Annotated in this window: 15 protein-coding genes; 11 read left to right on the plus strand and 4 right to left on the minus strand. The window is 63.9% G+C overall.

Annotated elements, in window-relative coordinates:
* Positions 1-62: 62 nt before the first annotated feature.
* The 5 genes from IPI56_08125 to IPI56_08145 all read left to right on the plus strand — a co-directional run bounded on the left by IPI56_08125 (position 63) and on the right by IPI56_08145 (position 5093).
* Positions 63-536 carry a CBS domain-containing protein gene (locus IPI56_08125; GenBank protein MBK7545691.1) on the plus strand — a complete coding sequence of 158 codons (474 nt, stop codon included), beginning with the start codon at positions 63-65 and terminating at the stop codon, positions 534-536.
* Positions 537-2393 carry a 2-oxoacid:acceptor oxidoreductase subunit alpha gene (locus IPI56_08130; GenBank protein ID MBK7545692.1) on the plus strand — a complete coding sequence of 619 codons (1857 nt, stop codon included), beginning with the start codon at positions 537-539 and terminating at the stop codon, positions 2391-2393.
* A gap of 116 nt (positions 2394-2509) precedes the next feature.
* The gene (locus IPI56_08135) at positions 2510-3430 is read left to right on the plus strand and encodes a 2-oxoacid:ferredoxin oxidoreductase subunit beta (GenBank protein ID MBK7545693.1); all 921 of its coding nucleotides are present in this window, start codon (positions 2510-2512) and stop codon (positions 3428-3430) included.
* Entirely contained in the window at positions 3427-3957 is a 531-nt protein-coding gene (locus IPI56_08140; GenBank protein MBK7545694.1) for a CBS domain-containing protein, read from the plus strand. Before IPI56_08135 ends, IPI56_08140 begins: the two co-directional genes overlap by 4 nt.
* Positions 3957-5093 carry a hypothetical protein gene (locus IPI56_08145; protein MBK7545695.1) on the plus strand — a complete coding sequence of 379 codons (1137 nt, stop codon included), beginning with the start codon at positions 3957-3959 and terminating at the stop codon, positions 5091-5093. The genes IPI56_08140 and IPI56_08145 overlap by 1 nt, the downstream gene beginning before the upstream one ends.
* 65 nt (positions 5094-5158) lie before the next feature.
* Here IPI56_08145 and IPI56_08150 read toward each other — a convergent pair whose 3' ends face one another.
* Positions 5159-5650, minus strand: a complete 492-nt coding sequence (locus IPI56_08150; GenBank protein MBK7545696.1) for a type II secretion system protein — start codon at positions 5648-5650, stop codon at positions 5159-5161.
* Positions 5651-5799: 149 nt separating this feature from the next.
* On the opposite strand from IPI56_08150, the gene trxB reads away from it, so the two are divergent.
* The 3 genes from trxB to IPI56_08165 all read left to right on the plus strand — a co-directional run bounded on the left by trxB (position 5800) and on the right by IPI56_08165 (position 12322).
* Entirely contained in the window at positions 5800-6741 is a 942-nt protein-coding gene (gene trxB / locus IPI56_08155; protein MBK7545697.1) for a thioredoxin-disulfide reductase, read from the plus strand.
* An 89-nt stretch (positions 6742-6830) separates the two neighbouring features.
* On the plus strand, positions 6831-11516 hold the full coding sequence (locus tag IPI56_08160) for a discoidin domain-containing protein (GenBank protein ID MBK7545698.1): 4686 nt from the start codon (positions 6831-6833) through the stop codon (positions 11514-11516).
* A 92-nt stretch (positions 11517-11608) separates the two neighbouring features.
* On the plus strand, positions 11609-12322 hold the full coding sequence (locus IPI56_08165) for a methyltransferase domain-containing protein (GenBank protein ID MBK7545699.1): 714 nt from the start codon (positions 11609-11611) through the stop codon (positions 12320-12322).
* A gap of 1 nt (position 12323) precedes the next feature.
* Here the strand turns inward: IPI56_08165 and IPI56_08170 are convergent, their stop codons facing one another.
* Positions 12324-13196 carry a PEP-CTERM/exosortase system-associated acyltransferase gene (locus IPI56_08170; protein MBK7545700.1) on the minus strand — a complete coding sequence of 291 codons (873 nt, stop codon included), beginning with the start codon at positions 13194-13196 and terminating at the stop codon, positions 12324-12326.
* 142 nt (positions 13197-13338) lie between these two features.
* On the opposite strand from IPI56_08170, the gene IPI56_08175 reads away from it, so the two are divergent.
* From IPI56_08175 to IPI56_08185, 3 genes are read left to right on the plus strand one after another with little or no spacing between them, the layout of a single operon-like run.
* Positions 13339-14193 (plus strand): class I SAM-dependent methyltransferase, encoded by an 855-nt coding sequence (locus IPI56_08175; protein ID MBK7545701.1) that lies wholly within the window; start codon positions 13339-13341, stop codon positions 14191-14193.
* Entirely contained in the window at positions 14190-14837 is a 648-nt protein-coding gene (locus IPI56_08180) for a hypothetical protein (GenBank protein ID MBK7545702.1), read from the plus strand. Before IPI56_08175 ends, IPI56_08180 begins: the two co-directional genes overlap by 4 nt.
* Complete coding sequence (locus IPI56_08185; protein MBK7545703.1) at positions 14834-17839, plus strand: FAD-binding protein; 3006 nt, start codon at positions 14834-14836, stop codon at positions 17837-17839. Before IPI56_08180 ends, IPI56_08185 begins: the two co-directional genes overlap by 4 nt.
* On the opposite strand, the gene IPI56_08190 is transcribed toward IPI56_08185, so the two are convergent.
* Together IPI56_08190 and IPI56_08195 are read right to left on the minus strand one after the other, a co-directional pair.
* Positions 17840-18220 (minus strand): iron-sulfur cluster assembly accessory protein, encoded by a 381-nt coding sequence (locus tag IPI56_08190; protein ID MBK7545704.1) that lies wholly within the window; start codon positions 18218-18220, stop codon positions 17840-17842.
* Positions 18213-18539, minus strand: a complete 327-nt coding sequence (locus tag IPI56_08195; GenBank protein MBK7545705.1) for an iron-sulfur cluster assembly accessory protein — start codon at positions 18537-18539, stop codon at positions 18213-18215. Before IPI56_08195 ends, IPI56_08190 begins: the two co-directional genes overlap by 8 nt.
* Positions 18540-18640 lie beyond the last annotated feature (101 nt).

Genomic DNA, 18640 nt, shown 5'->3' on the forward strand with positions numbered 1-18640 from the left:
GCATTTAAGCATAATCGCGGCGCCGATTGTAACCGCCCCCACATTTTAACTATGATAGCCGCATGGGCGCGCCCGCGGCACAACGGCTCAAGGACAAACGGATCGGGGAGGTGGTCAACCCCCGCTTGATCCAGGCGCCTCCCGACATTTCGCTGAAACGGGCCATCGACTTGATGCGCGAGAGTAAATCCGCCTACATCGTGGTGGCCGAGGGCCGCCGGGTGGTGGGCATGTTCACGGAATCCGACGTCGCCCGCAAAATCCTCGGCAAAAACATCGATGAAAAACGCCCCGTCCGCGACTTCATGACCCCGGACCCCATCGTGTTGCGGCAGGACGACCCCGTCGGCCGCGCCGTCGACCTGATGGCCGAAAACGATTTTTACCACATCCCGCTGGTGAACGAAAAACAGGAACTGGTCAACGTCCTGAGCGTGCGCACGCTGATCCGGTTCCTCGCCGAATTCTACCCCGGCGAGATCTACAACATCCCCCCCAACCCGCACCAGGTCGCCCCCACGGCGGAAGGCGGGTAAATGGCCGGCAAGGCGAAACAACTCGTCCCCGCGGTGACGGTACGCTTCGCGGGGGACTCGGGCGACGGCATGCAGTTGACCGGGGACCAGTTCACCGACACCACGGCCGTGATGGGGAACGACTTTTCCACTTTTCCCGACTTCCCCGCGGAAATCCGCGCCCCGGCGGGCACCCTGCCCGGCGTCTCCAGCTTCCAAATCCAATTTTCCGAAACGCCGGCCTTCACCCCCGGCGACGTGGCGGACGTCCTGATCGCCATGAACCCCGCCGCCCTCAAGGTCAATTTACGCCACGTAAAAAAGGGCGGTCTCATGATTTTGAACGAAAACGCCTTCGACGAGGACGGCCTGGAGAAAGCCGCCTTCCCCACGAACCCCCTGACGGACGGGACCCTGCGCGACTGGCAAGTGGTGCGCCTGCCGCTCTCGGACCTCACGGTCAACGCTTTAAAGGACCACCCGCTGCGCGCCTCCGAAAAAGAACGCTGCAAAAACTTTTTCGCCCTCGGGCTCATGTTCTGGCTCTACGACCGAAACCTGGACCACACCATCGAATGGATTTCGGCGAAATTCGCCAAGAAGCCGGAATTTGTGGCCGCCAACATCGCCGCCCTGAAAGCGGGATACAACCACGCCGACATCACGGAGCTCATGCCCACGCGGTTCGAGGTGCGCAAATCCAAATTGGAGCCCGGCACCTACCGCAAGGTCACGGGCAACGAGGCCGCCGCCCTCGGGTTCATCGCCGCCGCGGAACTCGCCGGCAAAACTCTGTTCCTGGGGTCCTACCCCATCACCCCGGCCTCCAGCATTTTGCAGGACCTGTCCTACCGCAAGGATTTCGGGGTTCGGACGTTCCAGGCGGAGGACGAGATCGCCGCCATCGGCTCGGCCATCGGCGCCAGCTTCGGCGGGGAATTGGGCATCACCACCACCTCGGGCCCGGGGCTCTGCCTCAAATCCGAGGCCTTGAACCTGGCGGTGATCGCCGAGCTCCCCCTGGTGGTCATCGACGTTCAACGGACCGGCCCCTCCACCGGCATGCCCACCAAGACCGAGCAGACGGATCTGTTGCAGGCGATGTTCGGGCGGAACGGCGAGTCCCCCGTGGCGGTGGTCGCCCCCCAGAGCCCGGCGCACTGTTTTGAAACGGCGATCGAGGCCGTCCGGCTGGCGCTCACCCACATGACGCCCGTCATCTATCTGTCCGACGGTTACCTGGCCAACTCGGCCGAACCTTGGAAATTGCCGGCCCTGGAATCCCTGCCCAAAATCACGGTGCAACACCCCACGCGGGGGAAAGGGCCCTTCCAACCCTACGCCCGCGACCCCCAAACCCTGGCGCGCCCCTGGGCCAAGCCCGGCACGCCGGGTCTGGAGCACCGCATCGGCGGTTTGGAAAAAGCCGACATCACCGGGACCGTCAGCTACGACCCCGACAACCACGAAAAAATGGTCAAACTGCGGGCGGAAAAAGTCGCCCGCATCGCCGATGACATCCCCGAATTGACCGTGCGCGGCCCCCAGAGCGGCCCCCTCCTGGTCCTGGGCTGGGGCAGCACCCACGGGGCCATTCACGCCGCCGTGGACGAAGTGAACGCCGCGGGCAAGGGCCCGGTGGCGCAGGCTCACTTGACGCACCTCAATCCCTTCCCCAAAAACCTCGGGGCGGTGTTGAGCCGCTACAAAACCGTCCTGGTCCCCGAGTTGAACAGCGGCCAATTGCTCATGCTCTTGCGACACCAATTCCACACGCTGGGGCAAAAAGACGGCACGCGGCTCACGGGATACAACCGGATCCGCGGCGTTCCTTTTTTCGTTTCCGAAGTCCGCCAAGCCATCGAGGAGCTCCTGTGACCCAGGAAGTCCCTTCCGCTCCCGACCCGCGCCCCAAGTTCACGAAGAACGACTTCGTGTCGGGCGCGGAAGTGCGCTGGTGCCCCGGTTGCGGCGATTATTCCATCCTGGGCGCCATGCAACAAACCCTGGCCAAATTCGACATTCCCCGGGAGAATTACGTCTTCGTCTCCGGCATCGGCTGCTCCTCCCGGTTCCCGTACTACATGAACACCTACGGGTTCCACACGATCCACGGCCGGGCCCCCACCATCGCCACGGGGCTGCGGCTCGTCAACCCGGACCTGTCCATTTGGGTGATCACCGGCGACGGCGACGCCCTGTCCATCGGCGGCAACCACTTCATCCACGCCATGCGACGCAATCTCAATTTCAACGTGTTGCTCGTCAACAACGAAATTTACGGCCTGACCAAGGGACAGTATTCGCCCACCTCGCCCACGGGCAAGGTGACGAAGTCCTCCCCCTACGGGTCGATCGAGCACCCCATCAACCCGCTCTGTCTGGCCATCGCCTCCGAGGCCACATTTATCGCCCGCACGCTCGACTCCGACCCGCGCCACATGTCGGCCGTCATGGAGCGCGCCATGCGCCACAAGGGCGTGTCCTTCATCGAGGTCTACCAAAACTGCATCATTTTTAACGACAAGGCCCACGCCCCCGTGACCGGACGCGACACCCGCGAAGACCGCATGGTGTATTTGGAAAACGGCAAACCCCTGGTCTTCGGCCGCGTCGACGACAAAAAAGCCATCCTTCTCAACGGCCTTTACCCCGAAATCGTGAAATTCGACCCGGCGAACACCCAGGGGCTCCTGATCCACAACGAGGCGGACCCCCGCCCCAACAACGCCTACCTCCTCACCCAATTGACCCACCCCGATTTTCCCGTGCCTTTCGGCGTGCTGCGCTGCGTGGAAAAGCCCACCTACGACGACCTGATGAACCAGCAGATTCAGGACGTGATCAAGAAAAAGGGCCGCGGCCGCTTGAAAGATCTGCTGTACACCGACGACACCTGGACGGTGACCCCATGACCCCCTGCCCTTTCTGCGGCCAGAAAAACCTGCCCGGCGACGACCGGTGCAAACACTGCATGCATTCCCTCATGCAAAAAAGCCTCCCGCACACCCGCCGCCGCGGCGACGCCTTCCAGGACGCCCTCTTGAACGAGCCCGTTTCGGAGCTCCTGACCGGGGCGGACCTGCTCGTCTGCAGCCCCGACGACGCCGTGGCCGAAATCCTCGCGATCTTTCAAAAAGAGAAAAAAGGCTGCGTGCTTGTCTACAAGAAAAAGAAAATGGTGGGCATCCTGTCCAACCGCGACCTCCTGTTGCGCGTGGCGGAGACGAACCGCGACCTCGACAAACTGAAGGTCGAGGACGTGATGACCCGGAACCCCGGCTGGGTCCACCCCGAGGACCCCATCGCCTTCGCGGTCAACAAAATGTCCGTGGGGGGGTACCGCCATGTGCCCGTTTTAAACGCCGACGGCACACCCGTCAGCATCCTCCTCATCCGCGACGTCCTGCGTTACCTCTCGGTCTCCAAGAAAAGTTATTGATGAGCGACGCCTCGGCCCCCCTCCGCGCCGCGCGCCTCTTTGAGTTCTATGTCCACCGCGTTTGGCCCCTGCACCGTCTCTGGGCCGGCCGCCGCCTGTCCCGCCGGTGCCGCCGTTGCGCCCTGTCGGAGCGCGCCGCCCCCTTGGACGCCGAGGGACTTTGCGCGCCCTGCCGGGCCCCTTCCGGCCCGACCGCGCCGCCCCCGGACGACACCCCGCGCTTAAACGAAATCATCTCGGCCCACGCCGGACGCGGAACGGGCCCCCACGACGCGCTCGTGCTTTTCAGCGGTGGGAAAGACAGCGTCTACATGATCCGCCGCCTGCGGGACGAACACCCCCGGTTGCGCCTCTTGGCCTTCACCCACGACAACACCTTCATGAGCCCGGTGGCCCGGGACAACATCGACCGGTTGGTCCGGCGCCTGGACCTGGACCACGTGACCCTTCGACCCACCCGGGCCTTCATGAAAAAATTGTTCCGTTACGGACTCACGCACTTAAACGAGAACGGCGGTTACGGCACCGTGGATTTCAGCGACGGGGAACTGCTGCTCGACACGGCGCGGGGCTTGGCCGCCGAAAAAGGCATCCCGTTGATCCTCTGCGGCTATTCCCGCCTGCAGGTCGAGGGCGGGCTGGGTCTGCGGGGCTTTGAATCCCCAGCGGAGAGGGAACGCTCGGACCGCACCCACGTGGCGGGCCTCCCTTTAAAAGACATCTTCGGGCCGGAAGACCCGCACCCCTGGTGGCGCGGGTCGCGCTGGCCGGCGGACCGGGTGGCTCGGCTCCTGTTCCCCCTGGCCGCCTGGAATTTGGACGAGTCCGCCGTTCGGGACCAGGTGGCCGCCTGGGGCCTGCTCTCTCCCCGCCAAAACAGTCCCGTGGTCACCAACCACCAGTTGATCCCCCTGCTGGGGGTGGTGGACGTCCACCAGCGGGGCTACAGCGGGTTCGAAATCGAATTTTGCCGCATGATCCGCGAAGGCAAGGCGCCTTACGCCCACTGGCGCCGGGTGTTTGAATTTCTGGAGCACACCTCCCGAACCGGGCTCTTCCTCAAACCCGCCGTGATCGAAACCCTCCGCGCCCTTGATCTCTCTGCGGCCGAGGTCGGGATTAATTTTCACCCATAGATCGGGAGTGACGTGTTGTTCCCCGCCCTCCCCGATGAATCACAATTTTGCCGGACGGTCACCCTTCAACTCGCACCCACCTCCCCACGCCCCCAACTTTTTCCTTTTACGTCCAAATGTGTGCAGGCGATGTTGATCCCGACCAAGGATCCAAGACCATCCGTTGGAAATACAAAAAATCTGCATTCCTGTGGATCCCTATAATAAAAGTACCCCCCGTCCAAGTGGGGAACCACTTCGGGGGCTTTCAAAATTCTCATCTTTTGGTGGCCTGGCAAAGGGATATCGCAGGGGGGGATGGAATCAATATATTTTCCTCCCGATGTCAGCACTTGAGCGACAAAAAATCTATCGGGATACAGACCTTCCGTATCGGCGTAATAAATCCTCAACGCGGCCCGGAGCCCTCCGAGGTTCCCATAAGTGGCGGCCTCCCGGGCCTTGCGAGTCATATCGGCGAATTTCGGTATTGCTATGGCGGCAAGCAAACCGATAATGGCCACAACCAGCATCACCTCAATCAACGTGAAACCCATTGGAGATCGTTTTTTGAACATCGTTAATCTCCTTTTACTCTCCTTGGGTCCTCCCCCTCTCTCCTATTAAGTTTAACCCCCCCCCGCCTTTATTCAAGGGTTGGGTAGGACGTGGACGTTATCCCCGGTGTGCTATAATTGTCTTAATCCATCGCAAAGGGGTTGGTTTTATGGAAACACGCCATGTTGTCATTATTGGGTCCGGTCCCGCCGGTTACACCGCCGCGCTCTACACCTCCCGGGCGGGCTTGAAGCCCTTGGTCCTGGGCGGCTTTATGAAAGGCGGTCAATCGGGCGGACAGCTCATGACCACCACGGACGTCGAAAATTTCCCCGGCTTTCCCGACGGCATCGCCGGCCCCGAACTCATGGTCAACATGCGCAAACAGGCCCAACGGTTCGGCGCCGAGGTGCTCGACAAAGACGTGGAGTCGGTGGATTTTTCCACCCGCCCCTTTAAGGTGGTGACGGACGAGGCCGAGTACAGCGCCAAGGCGGTCATCATCGCCACCGGCGCCACGGCCAAACGCCTGCACAACGACGCCGAGGCCAAGTTCTGGAACCGGGGCATTTCCGCCTGCGCCACCTGCGACGGCGCGCTCCCGATTTTCCGCAACAAGCCCATCGCCGTGATCGGCGGCGGCGACACCGCCATGGAAGAGGCCCTCTTCCTGACCCGCTTCGGAAGCCAAGTGATCCTCCTTCACCGTCGCGACGAATTCCGCGCCTCCAAGGTGATGATCGAACGGGTCCGGAAAAACCCCAAGATCCTTTTGAAGACCCCCTACGTGCTGGAAGACACCCACGGCGAGAAAACCCTCGAGCAAATCCGGATCAAAAACGTCGCCACCGGCGCCGTGGAAACCCTGGCCGCCAACGGGCTTTTCATGGCCATTGGCCACGAACCCAACACCGGCGTTTTCCGCGGCCAAATCGACCTCCACGACACGGGCTACGTCAAGACCGACGGCCACACCCGAACCAACGTGACGGGCGTGTTCGCCGCCGGCGACTGCGTGGACCACGTCTACCGCCAGGCCGTCACCGCCGCGGGCCAGGGCTGCATGGCGGCCATCGCCGTCGAGCGCTGGCTCGCCGAACACCCCCAATAACCCCCCTTGACATTTCGAAGGACTTTGCTACACTCTTTATTGCCCGCGTGGGCATTCGCGGGCACATCGCCGACCAAGGGGTCTCTCTTATGACACGAATCCACCGTTTTGCGTTGGGCGCGGCCGTCGGGGCCGCGCTGTTCGCCGTCCCGTTGCGCGCCGCGCTCACGCCCGCCTCGACCAACGGGGAGGAAGCCTTCCTCCTCAACTGCGGCAGCACCGAAAACCACGTTTTGAACGGCAATTATTGGATGAAGGACGAACCCTTCGAATCCCTTTACCGCTGGGGCCATTTCGGCGGCGAAGCCGCCGTGGACAATTCGGCGGTGACCCCCGCGTTGAGCGAAGTCTACCGGTCGCACCGTTTCGGCCGGTTTGTTAAATACCGCTTGGAAGTCCCCCCCGGGGGCTACTTCATCCGGCTGCATTTCAACGAGACCTATTGGGACGAACCCGGCAAACGACTTTTTCGTGTTCGGCTGAACGGAACCGAATACCAATACGCCGACCCCAAAACGGGGCAAATCAAAAACACCCTGGACATCTGGTCCTTGGCGGGTGGGAAAAACAAGCCTTACACCATCTCTTTTAACCTGCCCATCAATCACGATGGCATCAACGTCGAGGTTTATCAGAACGACGGCGACCCCGACAACGCCATGATCTCCGGGATCGAGGCCGTGGCCACCCAATTTTACGAGCGGGAGTTTTTAAAATGGATGGCCAAGAAATTGTTTTGGTATTTCTGGAACGAGGCCGACCCCACCACCGGCCTCGTGAGCGACACGGCCAACAGTTACGGGGCGGGTTACTCCCCCAAGGCCCACATCGCCGCGACGGGCTTTGGGCTTAGCTTGATCTCCGCGGCCGCCGACCGTGGCTGGATCACCACGCAGGAGGCCGCCGATCGCACGAGAAAAATCCTGAATGTCTTTGAGAACATCGCGCCCCACCAGGAGGGGTTTTGGTACCGATTCATGAAAGGGGCCACCGCCGAACGCTGGGTGGACGGGGCGGACAAATCCGAAATCTCAACCGTCGACTCGTCCCTCTTCATCCTCGGCGCCCTGCAAGCGGGAGAATACTTCCGCGGCACGCCGAACAACGACATCACCGAGCAGGCCGACCGCCTTTACCGCCGCATGGATTGGACGAAATACATCAACAAAGCCGGCGGGGACGTCCGGCGGAACACATTCCTCTCCATGGGGTGGAGCAATGAAGAGGGGTACCTTCCCGCGCTTTGGGGCGACTACTCCGAAGCCATGTTCATCTACCCCCTCGCCTTCGGCTCCCCGACGCACGCCATTAGCACGGCCGCCTGGACCAATCTGAACCGAATGTGGGGCCAGCGTCAGGGCATCGAATACATGAACGGCCCCCACCCGACGCCTCTTTTCCTTCACCAGTTCCACCACCTCTATTACAATTTCCGCGGTGTGTACAACGATTTCACCGACCAGGGCCTGCACGACGACTTTGGCGATTACTCCAAAAACTCCCTGTTGGCCACGGAGGTTAACCGGCTCACCTGCCTCAACGACGGACGCTATGCCGAAAACCGCTGGGGCCTGACCCCGGCCTACGGGTCCGACGGTATTTATCACGTCTGGGGCCTGGACAACCACGATGGCCACGTGGCACCGTCCGCCGCGGGCGCCTCCATCGGCCTCACCCATTACCACTCCGCCAACTACACCAACACCCTCGCCGCCCTGCGACACATGTACTTTCAATACAAACACCACGTCTGGGGCCGCAACGGGTTCACCGATTCATTCAACGTGACCCAATCCACGTCCCCCGTGACGCTGGGGATCAACAACGGGCCCCTGGCCATCGCCATCATCAACCAGCTGACGGAGGACGGCCGCCTTCGGGTCATGGAAAGCCTCATGAAAAACGGACACATCAAACGCGGTTTGGCGGCGACGGGATTGCGCCCCTACACGGCGCCCTACGCCTTCGCCTCCTCCGTCATGAGCGACAACCACGCCCGCTACGCCGTGGACGGGGATTCGGCCACCCGCTGGGAATCGGTCTGGGAGGACCCGCAATTCTTGGCCATGGACTTCATTTCCGCCAAGACGGTGAATAAAGTCACCCTCCATTGGGAAACCGCCCACGCCAAGAAGTACCGCGTGCAATACTCCAACGACAACGCCCACTGGACCGACGCCGCCGTCATCACGGATGGCGACGGCGGCCAGGATGTCGTGACCTTCCCCGCGATGACCGCGCGTTATTTCCGCGTGAAAGGCGAACAACGGGGCGGGGCGGGCGACACCGTGTGGGGTTATTCCCTGTGGGAAGTCGCCTTTGAAAACGACCCAACCCTGCGACCGACCGCGCCGACCCAGTTGCACGCCACCCGCCGCACCGGAAACAGCCTGGGCTGGGCGTGGACCGACAACAGCGGGAACGAGGACGGGTTTCGCTTTTACGGCGCCTCCGCTCCCGAAGGGCCCTACACGCTTTTAGCGACCCTGCCCGCGGGGACAACCTCCCACACGGAGCTCGGCCTGCCCGCCGACACCGCCTTTTTTCGCCGCATCACGGCGTTCCAAGGCGAGGCGGAATCCGAGCCCAACCAAGCCGAGGGCCGAACGACTCCTTTGAACGCCGTTCTCGGTCCCGAAGCGGCGGACGGGACTTTGCGCAGCGCCCTGGATGAAAACGGCGTGCTCCACGTGACCTATTTCGACCCGTCTCAACGGGGGCTCCGCTACGTGACATGGAACGGAACCAATTGGAGCTCCCCGGAATGGATCGATGAAAACGCCACCGGGTACCCCGCCGCGGACGGGTCCGCCATGTTCCTCGTGGCGTCGGACCTCGCCCTGGACGCGAGGGGGCGACCCCACGTGGTCTTCTACACCGAGTCCGAAGGACTCCGCTGGGCCGTGAGCGAGAACGGCGCCTGGACAAAAGAAACCGTCGCCGCCACTGACGCCAGCGTGATCGCCAATCTCGTGGTGGACCCCAGCGGAGAACCCCGCGTTCTCTGGTCCGCCCCGGGGCAGGGCGCCGCGCTCCTCACGGCCCGTCGATCGCCGACGGGCTGGACCGCCGAGCCCGTGGCCACCGGCGTGACCGCCAACACCAGCCATTTGGCCCTTGATGAGTCGGGCCGCGTGCACGTGGCCTACGGGACCAACGACGGCCCCCACGCCCTGTATTACACCGTGCGGGACGCCGAGGGCTGGTCCGCGCCGGAACCCGTGGATTCCCTGGAGGAGTGGCGCTACCGGGTGGAGCCGACGATCCTGATCGACGGCGAGGGCCGTCCGCGGGTCGTGGATTGCCTGAACAACCGCGACGGCCGGGTGCGCTACAACGTCCGGACCGATTCCGGTTGGATCGGGGAATATGCCCATTACGACGAACCCGATTGGGAGCACACCGGAACCCCTGCGCCGGGCTTCGCCCTGGACGGCGCGGGCGCGCCCCGAACTCTCTACGCCTTGCACTTCAACTACAACCCCCATTGGTTCCGCACGGTGCTCGGCGTCCGGGGTGAAACCGGCTGGACCGAAACGGTTCTCGCCGAGGACGCCCGTTGGGGCGCCCCCGCCGCCTTGACTCTGGACGCCCAAGGCGGGGCTCAACTCTTAACGCTCTCCACGGAGGGGCGTCTTCGTTTGATTCGGGAAAACACCGGCGCTCCCGCCCCCGTGGGCGGAGGACGGACCAGCCGGGCGCAAGCCCCCCGCGGGCTCACGGGAGCGGCCCGGGGCAACAACGTCACCTGGACCTGGACCGATGGGGCGTCCAACGAAACGGGGTATCGCCTTTACGGCGCGACCTCCGCGGCCGGACCCTTCGCGCTGATCGCCGATCTCCCCCCCAACGCCACCGCCCACACGGAAACCGGGGTTTCCCCCCGGATTCCACAATACCGTTACGTAACCGTGCGGAACGCCGGCGGATCGGTCGCTTCGGCCCTTGCGAAAAGCGGTCTCGCCCGGCCGGCCCGGCCGACCGGCGTCGCCGTGTCCACGCGGACCGCCGACAGCTTGACCTGGTCCTGGACCGACCACGCCGACAACGAAACCGGCTACCGCGTCCGCCGGGCGGCCGACGGTACCGTCCTGTCCGATGACCTGCCGGCGGACACGACCGTTTGGACCCAGCCCGGACTGTCGCCCAACACCCCGCAACGGATCGTGATCGAGGCTTTCAACGAGGCCGGGAGCGCGACCTCCGTCCCCTCCCGAACCGCCTTCACGCTCGCCAACGCGCCCGTCGGTTCCACTCTGTCCTGGGCGGACAGTGTCTGGACACTGACCTGGGATCCCAACGGCAACCCCGCGAACACGGTTTACCGCGTTTTCCGCTCTTTGAGCGGCGCGGCGTTCACCCCGGTGCATCGCGGCACCGCGCACACCGCCGCGCTGCCGACGACGCCCGCGAACCGCCCGGTCGTCTTTAAAGTCACGGCGCAAAACGGCGATGGAATCGCGACGGGATTCGACGTGGAGATCGCCACGCGCACGCCGGTCGCTCCGAGGACCGCCGCGCTCGCCGTGACGCCGAACCCCTATCGACCGTCCCGGGGCGACCCCCTGTTCGTGGACGGATTGGCGGCGAACGCCCGGGTGCGGCTCTACGCCGCGTCGGGGCGCCTCGTGGTGGAACTGACCGCCGACGGCGAGGGACAGGCGCGGTGGGACGGGCGTTCCGGAGATGGGCGCCCCGTGGCCACCGGCGTCTATTTGGGCGTGGTCGACGGCGACGGATCCCGCCAGGTCTTCCGGGTGGCGGTTTTGAAGTAAATCCTTCAGCCCCCTCCCAGGGCCTTCGACGGCCGCGCCACCCGGCGCGGCCGTCGTTGTTTCGGGGCGACAACATGGTAAGATAGCCGGGCGTGAAACTTTTTCCGGATCTGCGCGCTCCCGTCGATGAGGACGAATGGATGGACACCCGCCCCTTCGACCCGGACCAGGCCCGGCGGGCCCTCCGCTACCTGGCCCTCACCAACCGACGGTTTGGGGGCGCACGGGCTATTTTGCGCCCCCTGGCCCGCTGGAGCGTCCGTTGGCACCCGGGCGAGCCGGTGCGTCTTTTGGACGTGGGCACGGGCGGCGCGGACATTCCCATCGCCATCGCGCAATGGGGCCGCAAGCACGGTTTTTCCCTTCGCATCACCGCGGTCGAGCTGCTCCCTTCCATCGCCGCTTTGGCCAAAGAGGCGGCGCGGGCCTACCCCGAAATCACGGTGCTGACACGCGACCTCCGGGACCTGCCCCAGGAGTTGACATTTGATTATGTCACCGCGTCCTTGTTCCTCCACCACGTTCCGGTGGGACTGCGGACCGAGGCGCTCCGGGCCATGGACCGCCGTGCCCGCAAGGGGCTCGTGATCTCCGACTTGCGTCGCGGCCTTCTGTCCTACTGGGCGGCGGGGGCGGCGGCCGGCCTGTGGGGCGACAAGATCCTCCGCCACGACAGCCCCTTGGCCGTGCGGCGTTCTTTTCGAGCGGACGAATTGGACGCCCTGGCCAGGGAAACCGGGCTCACTTATTTGCGGGCGCGCAACGAGTCCTGGTTTCGCTTAACTCTTTCGGGGGAGAAGGCTTGAATTAAGAGGACAGATCGAGGCCCAGGTCCGTCGCGGTGGGCACGACCGGGGGGGACTGGGGAATGCGGTAGGGCCAGACGATGTCGGGCACCGTTTCGAACACCTCCCGGGGTTTAACCTCCGGGGGCGGCACCGGGCAGGTGGCCTTGCCCTCGTCAGCGGATTGATCCAGCCCTTCGATGAAGGATTCCGCTAGGGATTGGTTCACTTTCAGCATGTGGTTTTCAATTTCCGAAATGTGCCCGATGTAGGGAATCCGCACGCCGTGGTACTCCATTTCCGGCCCCACCGGGTGGAAAAGAATGTGGTACCGCTTCAACAAATACCACAATCGTTTTTCCGACACCATGTACCAATCCGCCAAGTTGATCCGCTTGGACACGTGGTACATGATCTTGAACAAACCCAATATCACCGCGAACTGACGCCGACGGTCCTGGCTGTTGAATTCCCCTTTTTCCGCCCGATGGAAACGCGAGCCGGGGGCGGCCTCGGCCAGGTCGTCCACGCCGCGGAACCCGTCTTCCACGCGCCGACGGAAATCCCGCGCCACGGCCAGGCGGGACACCTCCGCAATCCGGGGCGACGACGGATGCGGTTCTTGGTAAAACGGGGTCACGGCGTGCAGGGTGGGCAATCCGTGCGGGGAGTTTAACACCAACCGAATGGTCCCGACGACGTTCTCCTCCGCGTCGACGGCGGCCATGTGGAGGGACATGGGATCCCACTCGTCTTTTTCCAAACCGCTGGGATGGTCCTCGGCTTTTTCGAAATGGTATTCATTCACGTAGACATCGTAGCGCAACCGGTGAACCCCCTGGAGCAGCTTCGGGGTGGTCGCCACGACGAATTTGATGTTGCCGTAATCAAGCATGGGTGTCTCGAGCGCTTTGTCTCTTTAAACATACGCGACTTTGGGGTTAAATTCAATCTATTTGTTTTCCTGCAACACATTAACCACCGCGCCTTTCCCGGGGCTTGAAAATCCGCTGTTTCGACGGTATATAAGGGCAACCATGTTGTTTTCCTTGTGTTTCGAATGGGCACGATTGATCGCCGCCGAACGTTGTGGGCTTCCCCAGCAACGCCGCCCCGAACCCCAGTCCGTGATGACCGACCCCGCCGCCGTCGAAGCTTTTCACGGGGCCGGCTTCGATTTACTCGCCCCCATTTATTGTTTCAACACCCGCCGCGTGTCCCGTCTGGCGCCCTTGAATGGACGCGTTTTGGACCTGGGTTCCGGGTCGGGACAATTCCTGCGTCTGCTCGCGGCTCGAAGACCGGATTTAACAATCGTCGGCCTCGAACCTTCCCCCGCCATGCGGGCGCTCGGTCGGGAGCGGATCGTGAAGGACGGACTCTCCGGGAAAATTCAGTTGATCGAGGGAGACATGACCGAATTGACGGACCCTTTGCCCGGGCCTTTGGACGTCATCACGAGTCTCTTCGCGCTTCACCACTTGCCCCAGGAAGGGGATTTGGCGCGGTGTTTCGAGCAAATCCGGCGAATACGGGACCGGGACGGCGCCGCGCTCTGGCTGTTTGACCACGCCCGGCCCCGGGGCTCGGACACCGCCGGGCGTTTTGCCGCCCTCGCCACCGCGCGTCGGTCCGCGATCCTGGAACGCGACAGCGCCAACTCCCTGGCGGCCGCTTTTTCTTTTGACGAATGGGCGACGGCTTGGACGGCGGCCGGCCTGCCGAACGCGCGTCATCGACTCGCCAATTTCCTTCCGGTCTATCAGGCGATTGAGTGCCCCGGTGCCCGAACCCCCGCGCGGCCTGAACCGATGCGTCCCCCCCGGGGGATTCGGAGGTCCACGCGGCTTCGCGCCGCGCTTTTCGGGACTCTGTTTGCGGGGGGGCGATGAGAAAGCTCCTGCCTTGGGCGCGACTGGCGGCGACGTTCGCGATTTTGTTCGGGGTCCCGGGAGCCTTTTGGAAAACCGGCCTGCTGCTGATTCTTTGGGGGGTGACGTTCGCCCCCTGGCGGCGCTCCGACGCGGCGCTCTTTCTCGGGTCCGCCGCGATTTTTACCGTCATGAACACCGTGGCCATCCACCGGGGAATTTTTGAGTTCACCTCCCCGGACCTGGGCGTTTTACCCGCCTGGGAATATATCCTTTGGGGATTCTGGGTCCTCCAGACCCACCGGACCATCGGCGGCGTCCCCGCCCCCCGGCCCGGGCCGCCCGTTTGGGGGCTTTTGATCCTCTTTGCTTTGAGCTTTTCCCTTTTTCGATCGTCGACGGCGGTGTTGGCCGCTTCGGGCGGGGTGCTGGCCGTCGCGTTGCTCCGCTTTCACGCGCCGGAGGATCTCCGGCACGCGGGTTATCTGGTCCTTGTCGGCACGCTGCTCGAATTTCCCGGGGTGGCCCTGGGCCTTTGGCGCTACCCCGACCCGCCCCCGGGAGGCGTCCCCCTTTGGTACCTGACGATGTGGGGCGGGATCGGACTCTTTTTGCGACGGTGGGCGGCCCCCCTGGCTCTCCGCCTTAACGGAGGAAAAACATGATCGATTACGATTTCACACCCTTGGCCCTGTTGCCCCTGGCCAGCGCCGTCCTCAGCTTTTGGGTGGCGGCCTTCGTCGTGTCCAAGAAGCGAACCCGGGCCACGGCCCTCTTCGGGTTCTTCCAGGTCGCCCTCGGCCTCTGGCAGACGACCAACGCGTTGATCCTGTGCTCCGCCGACGCGTCAACCGCCTTCTTCTGGAGCCGCGCCGCCTACGTCGGGGTCGTTTTCATTCCCATCGGGATTTACCACTACTGCGCCGTGCTCGGCCGTTTCCCCCCCGCTTGGTGGGGCGTCGGCCTGCTCTACGGGTCGGGGGTCGGGTTTTTGGCCCTCACCTACGGGGGACGGGCGTTCCTCTCCGGCGTGAACCGGTACCCCTGGGGGCATTGGTTCCAGGCGGGGCCGTTGCACCCGTTGTTCGTGGTTTTCCTCTTCGGGCTCCTCATCGCGGGCACCGGTCAACTCCTGGCGCGCTCCCGCTTTTTGGAAGACGAGAACGCCAAGCGCTTGGCCCGGCGGGTCTTCTGGGCCTTTGTGATCGGCGGCCTGGGAAGTATCGACCTGTTCGCCGATTACGGTTTCAACATTCGGCCCTGGGGCGCCCTTCCGGTTTCGATCGCGGTGTTGTTGTTGACGCACCTGGTCCTTTTCGAGGGGCTCATGGGCGTGCCGACCATCGACCCCGGGGCGCATCACCGGCTGCTGGATTTTTTTTCTAGCCTCGCGCCGTTTCAGGAACAGACGGCGGACATTGCCAACGGCACCCAATTGACCGAGGGTCAAAAAGTCCTGGACGTGGCCTGCGGCACCGGCGCCCTGCGGGAGGCCCTGGCCTCCCACGCCGTGGCCTACGTCGGGTTCGACGGAAACGAAAGCGCCTTGACCGCCGCCCGAGCCAAATTCCCCGAGGCGCCGCCCGCCTGGGTCCACGGCGACCCGGGCCGGTCCTGGCCTTTTGAAGACAAGGTCTTTGACCGCGTGTTTTTGGTGAACCCCTTGGCCTTCGTCGGCATGGGCAACCCCGCTTTTCTCTTGTCGGAGGCCGCGCGGGTGATCAAAACCGACGGCGAGGTCCTGGTTCTGGGGCGCACCGGCGGATCCTTTCTCCGCGGGCTCTTCGCGGCGGACCTCGAGAGCGCCTGGGCCCGGGGCGGGGCGGCGGCGGTCGCGCGGGAATTCCTCCGCGTGGGTCCCCGCCTGTTCCGCCTGGCCTACGAGCTCTTGGTGCTCACGCGCGAGCGACCGCCCCAGGCCCTGGTCGACATGAACGTGAACGAATTGTTGGCGGCGCTCCGGCAAAGCGGGTTCACCCCCGGGCGGGTGAAAAAAACCCGGCACAGTCCCCACGTGCTTGTGACGGCCCGCCCCGCCGCGCCCGTCGCCGCCCCCCCCGCGCCGGCGCCTCTGCCCGAAGCCGCGGCCCGGGCCCTGGCGGGTGCCGTGGGCGAAGCGCACTTTTTTACCGACGCGGCGCGGCTCGCGCCCTACCACCGGAACACGCTCCCGACGGACCGGCGTGTGCGCGCCGTGGTTTGCCCCGCCGACGCGGCGGAGGTGAAGGCATTGATCCAAGCGGCGGGGGACCACGGGCTCTCCCTCTATCCGGTGAGCGGCGGCCACAATTGGGGGTACGGTTCGGCCCAGCCCGCCAAGGACGACAGCGTGGTCATGGACCTCGGCCGCATGAACCGCATTTTGGAAGTGAACGCGGAACTCGGTTACGCCGTGATTGAGCCGGGCGTCACCCAAGGCCAACTGGCGGAATACCTGGAAAAAAACCGCGTTCCGTTTTGCGTCGACGGGACGGGCGCGGGCCCCCGGGCGAGCCTGGTGGGCAACGCCCTGGAGCGCGGCTTCGGCCTCGGCCAATACGGCGACCACTTCGCCGCCGTGGCGGGTTTCGAGGTCGTGTTGCCCGACGGACAACTGCTCAAAACGGGTTTCGGCCATTTCGACGGGGCCCAGGGTCGGTGGGTTTACAAGTGGGGCGTGGGGCCTTACCTCGATGGCCTCTTCACCCAATCCAATTTCGGGGTGGTGGTCAAAATGGGTTTGTGGCTGGCCCCCGCGCCGGAGTGCATTGAGATGGCCTATTTCGCTTGCCGCGACGAAAACGCCATCGTCCCGCTGGTCGACGCCTTCCGCCCGCTCGTGATGCGGGGTTTCGTGCAGGGCTCGCTCGTGATCGCCCACCGCGACCGGGCCCTGCTCATGGCGCGGCAGTTCCCCTGGGAGGAAACGGGCGGCCGCACGCCGATGCCGCCCGACGTGGCGCGCGGGATCGCCCAGCAAGGAAAAATTTACACCTGGAGCGGCATCGCGCCCCTGTACGGGACCCAGGACCAGATCAACGCGTCGAAGAAAGCGCTGCGCGCGGCGCTCAAAGGCCGCGTCGATGAATTGCGGTTCATCTCCCGCGGCACCATCCGGTTTTTGGACCAGTTCAAGAAAATCCTGAGCGTGATCCTCGACATGGACATTCCGGGGGCCGTGCAGACGTTGCGGTTCACCTTCGGCCTGGCCGCGGGGCGTCCGGGCGAACATTCCCTGCGCATGTCCTGGTGGCGCAACACCCGCCACGCGACACCGGCCCGGGACCTCGACCCCGACCGGGACCGCTGCGGCCTGATGTGGCTCGTCCCCATCGTGCCCTTGACGGGCCGCCATGTCCAGGAGTTTTTGGACGTGGTGCGGCCCATCTGTGCCAAGCACGGGTTCGAGGCGCCGGCCATGTTCACGACGGTCAACGCGCGGGCGCTGGACAGCACGTTCCCGGTGTTTTTCGACAAGGACAACCCGGACGAATGCGCCCGGGCCACGGCTTGCTACGAAGAGCTTTTGCGCGAGTGCCTGCGGGCGGGGTTCATCCCTTACCGGAACGGCGTGCAAACCATGGGCGTGTTGACGGGCCGGGACGACCCCTTTTGGAACACGGTGGACCGGCTGAAGGGATTCTTCGACCCGAAGCGCGTCCTCTCCCCGGGGCGCTACAGCCGCTGATCACTTCTTGCAGGGGGTGGGCCGGACGTTGTCGGTGGGCAGACCCGCCCGCGGCGCGAAAGACTCCCCGCAGGAACAGGCTTCGGCGGCGTTGGGGTTCTTGAAGGTGAAGCGGCTTGCGAAAATATTCGATTCGTAATCGAGGGTCGTCCCCGCCAGATACAACAGGCTTTGACGTTCGACGTAGACCGCGAGACCGTTCGATTCCACCCGTTGGTCCCCCGCCGGGGCGGGTCCGTCCAAAGGGGCCAGCGCGTAGCTCAAACCGGAGCATCCGCCCGGGATCACCCGCACCCGCAGGGCCGCGTCGGGCCCGCGGCCGGAGAGCAGTTGGCGCGCGCGGGCGGCGGCCCGGTCCGTGACGTCGAACAAATTAGGCATCAAACGATTTCCCGCAACCGCAGCTGCGCTTGGCGTTGGGGTTTTGAATGGCGAACCCGCCCCCCGAAAAATCTTCCTTGAAATCAATGACCGAACCCTTCAAGAGGGCGGCGCTGGGGGCGTCGACAACCACCTGGAACCCGTCGCAGGGAAGGGTCGTGTCGCCGTCTTTGGCCTGGTCGAAGGAAAAGCCGTACTCGTAGCTGGAACACCCGTGGCCTTGGCCCACGAACACGCGCAGGGATTTTCCCGTCAAACTATTGTCCTGGCTGTAGAGATCCTTCACTTTTTGAACGGCGCTCGGGGTCAGTGTAAGCATATGGTCCTCCGGGTATTGGGATGTTCTAATTATTACTAAAAAGTAATATATTGTCAAGACAGCCCGCGAAGGGCGTTTGGTATAATGACGGCTTCAACCCC

Source organism: Elusimicrobiota bacterium (assembly GCA_016706425.1).
Classification (GTDB): Bacteria; Elusimicrobiota; Elusimicrobia; order FEN-1173; family FEN-1173; genus JADJJR01.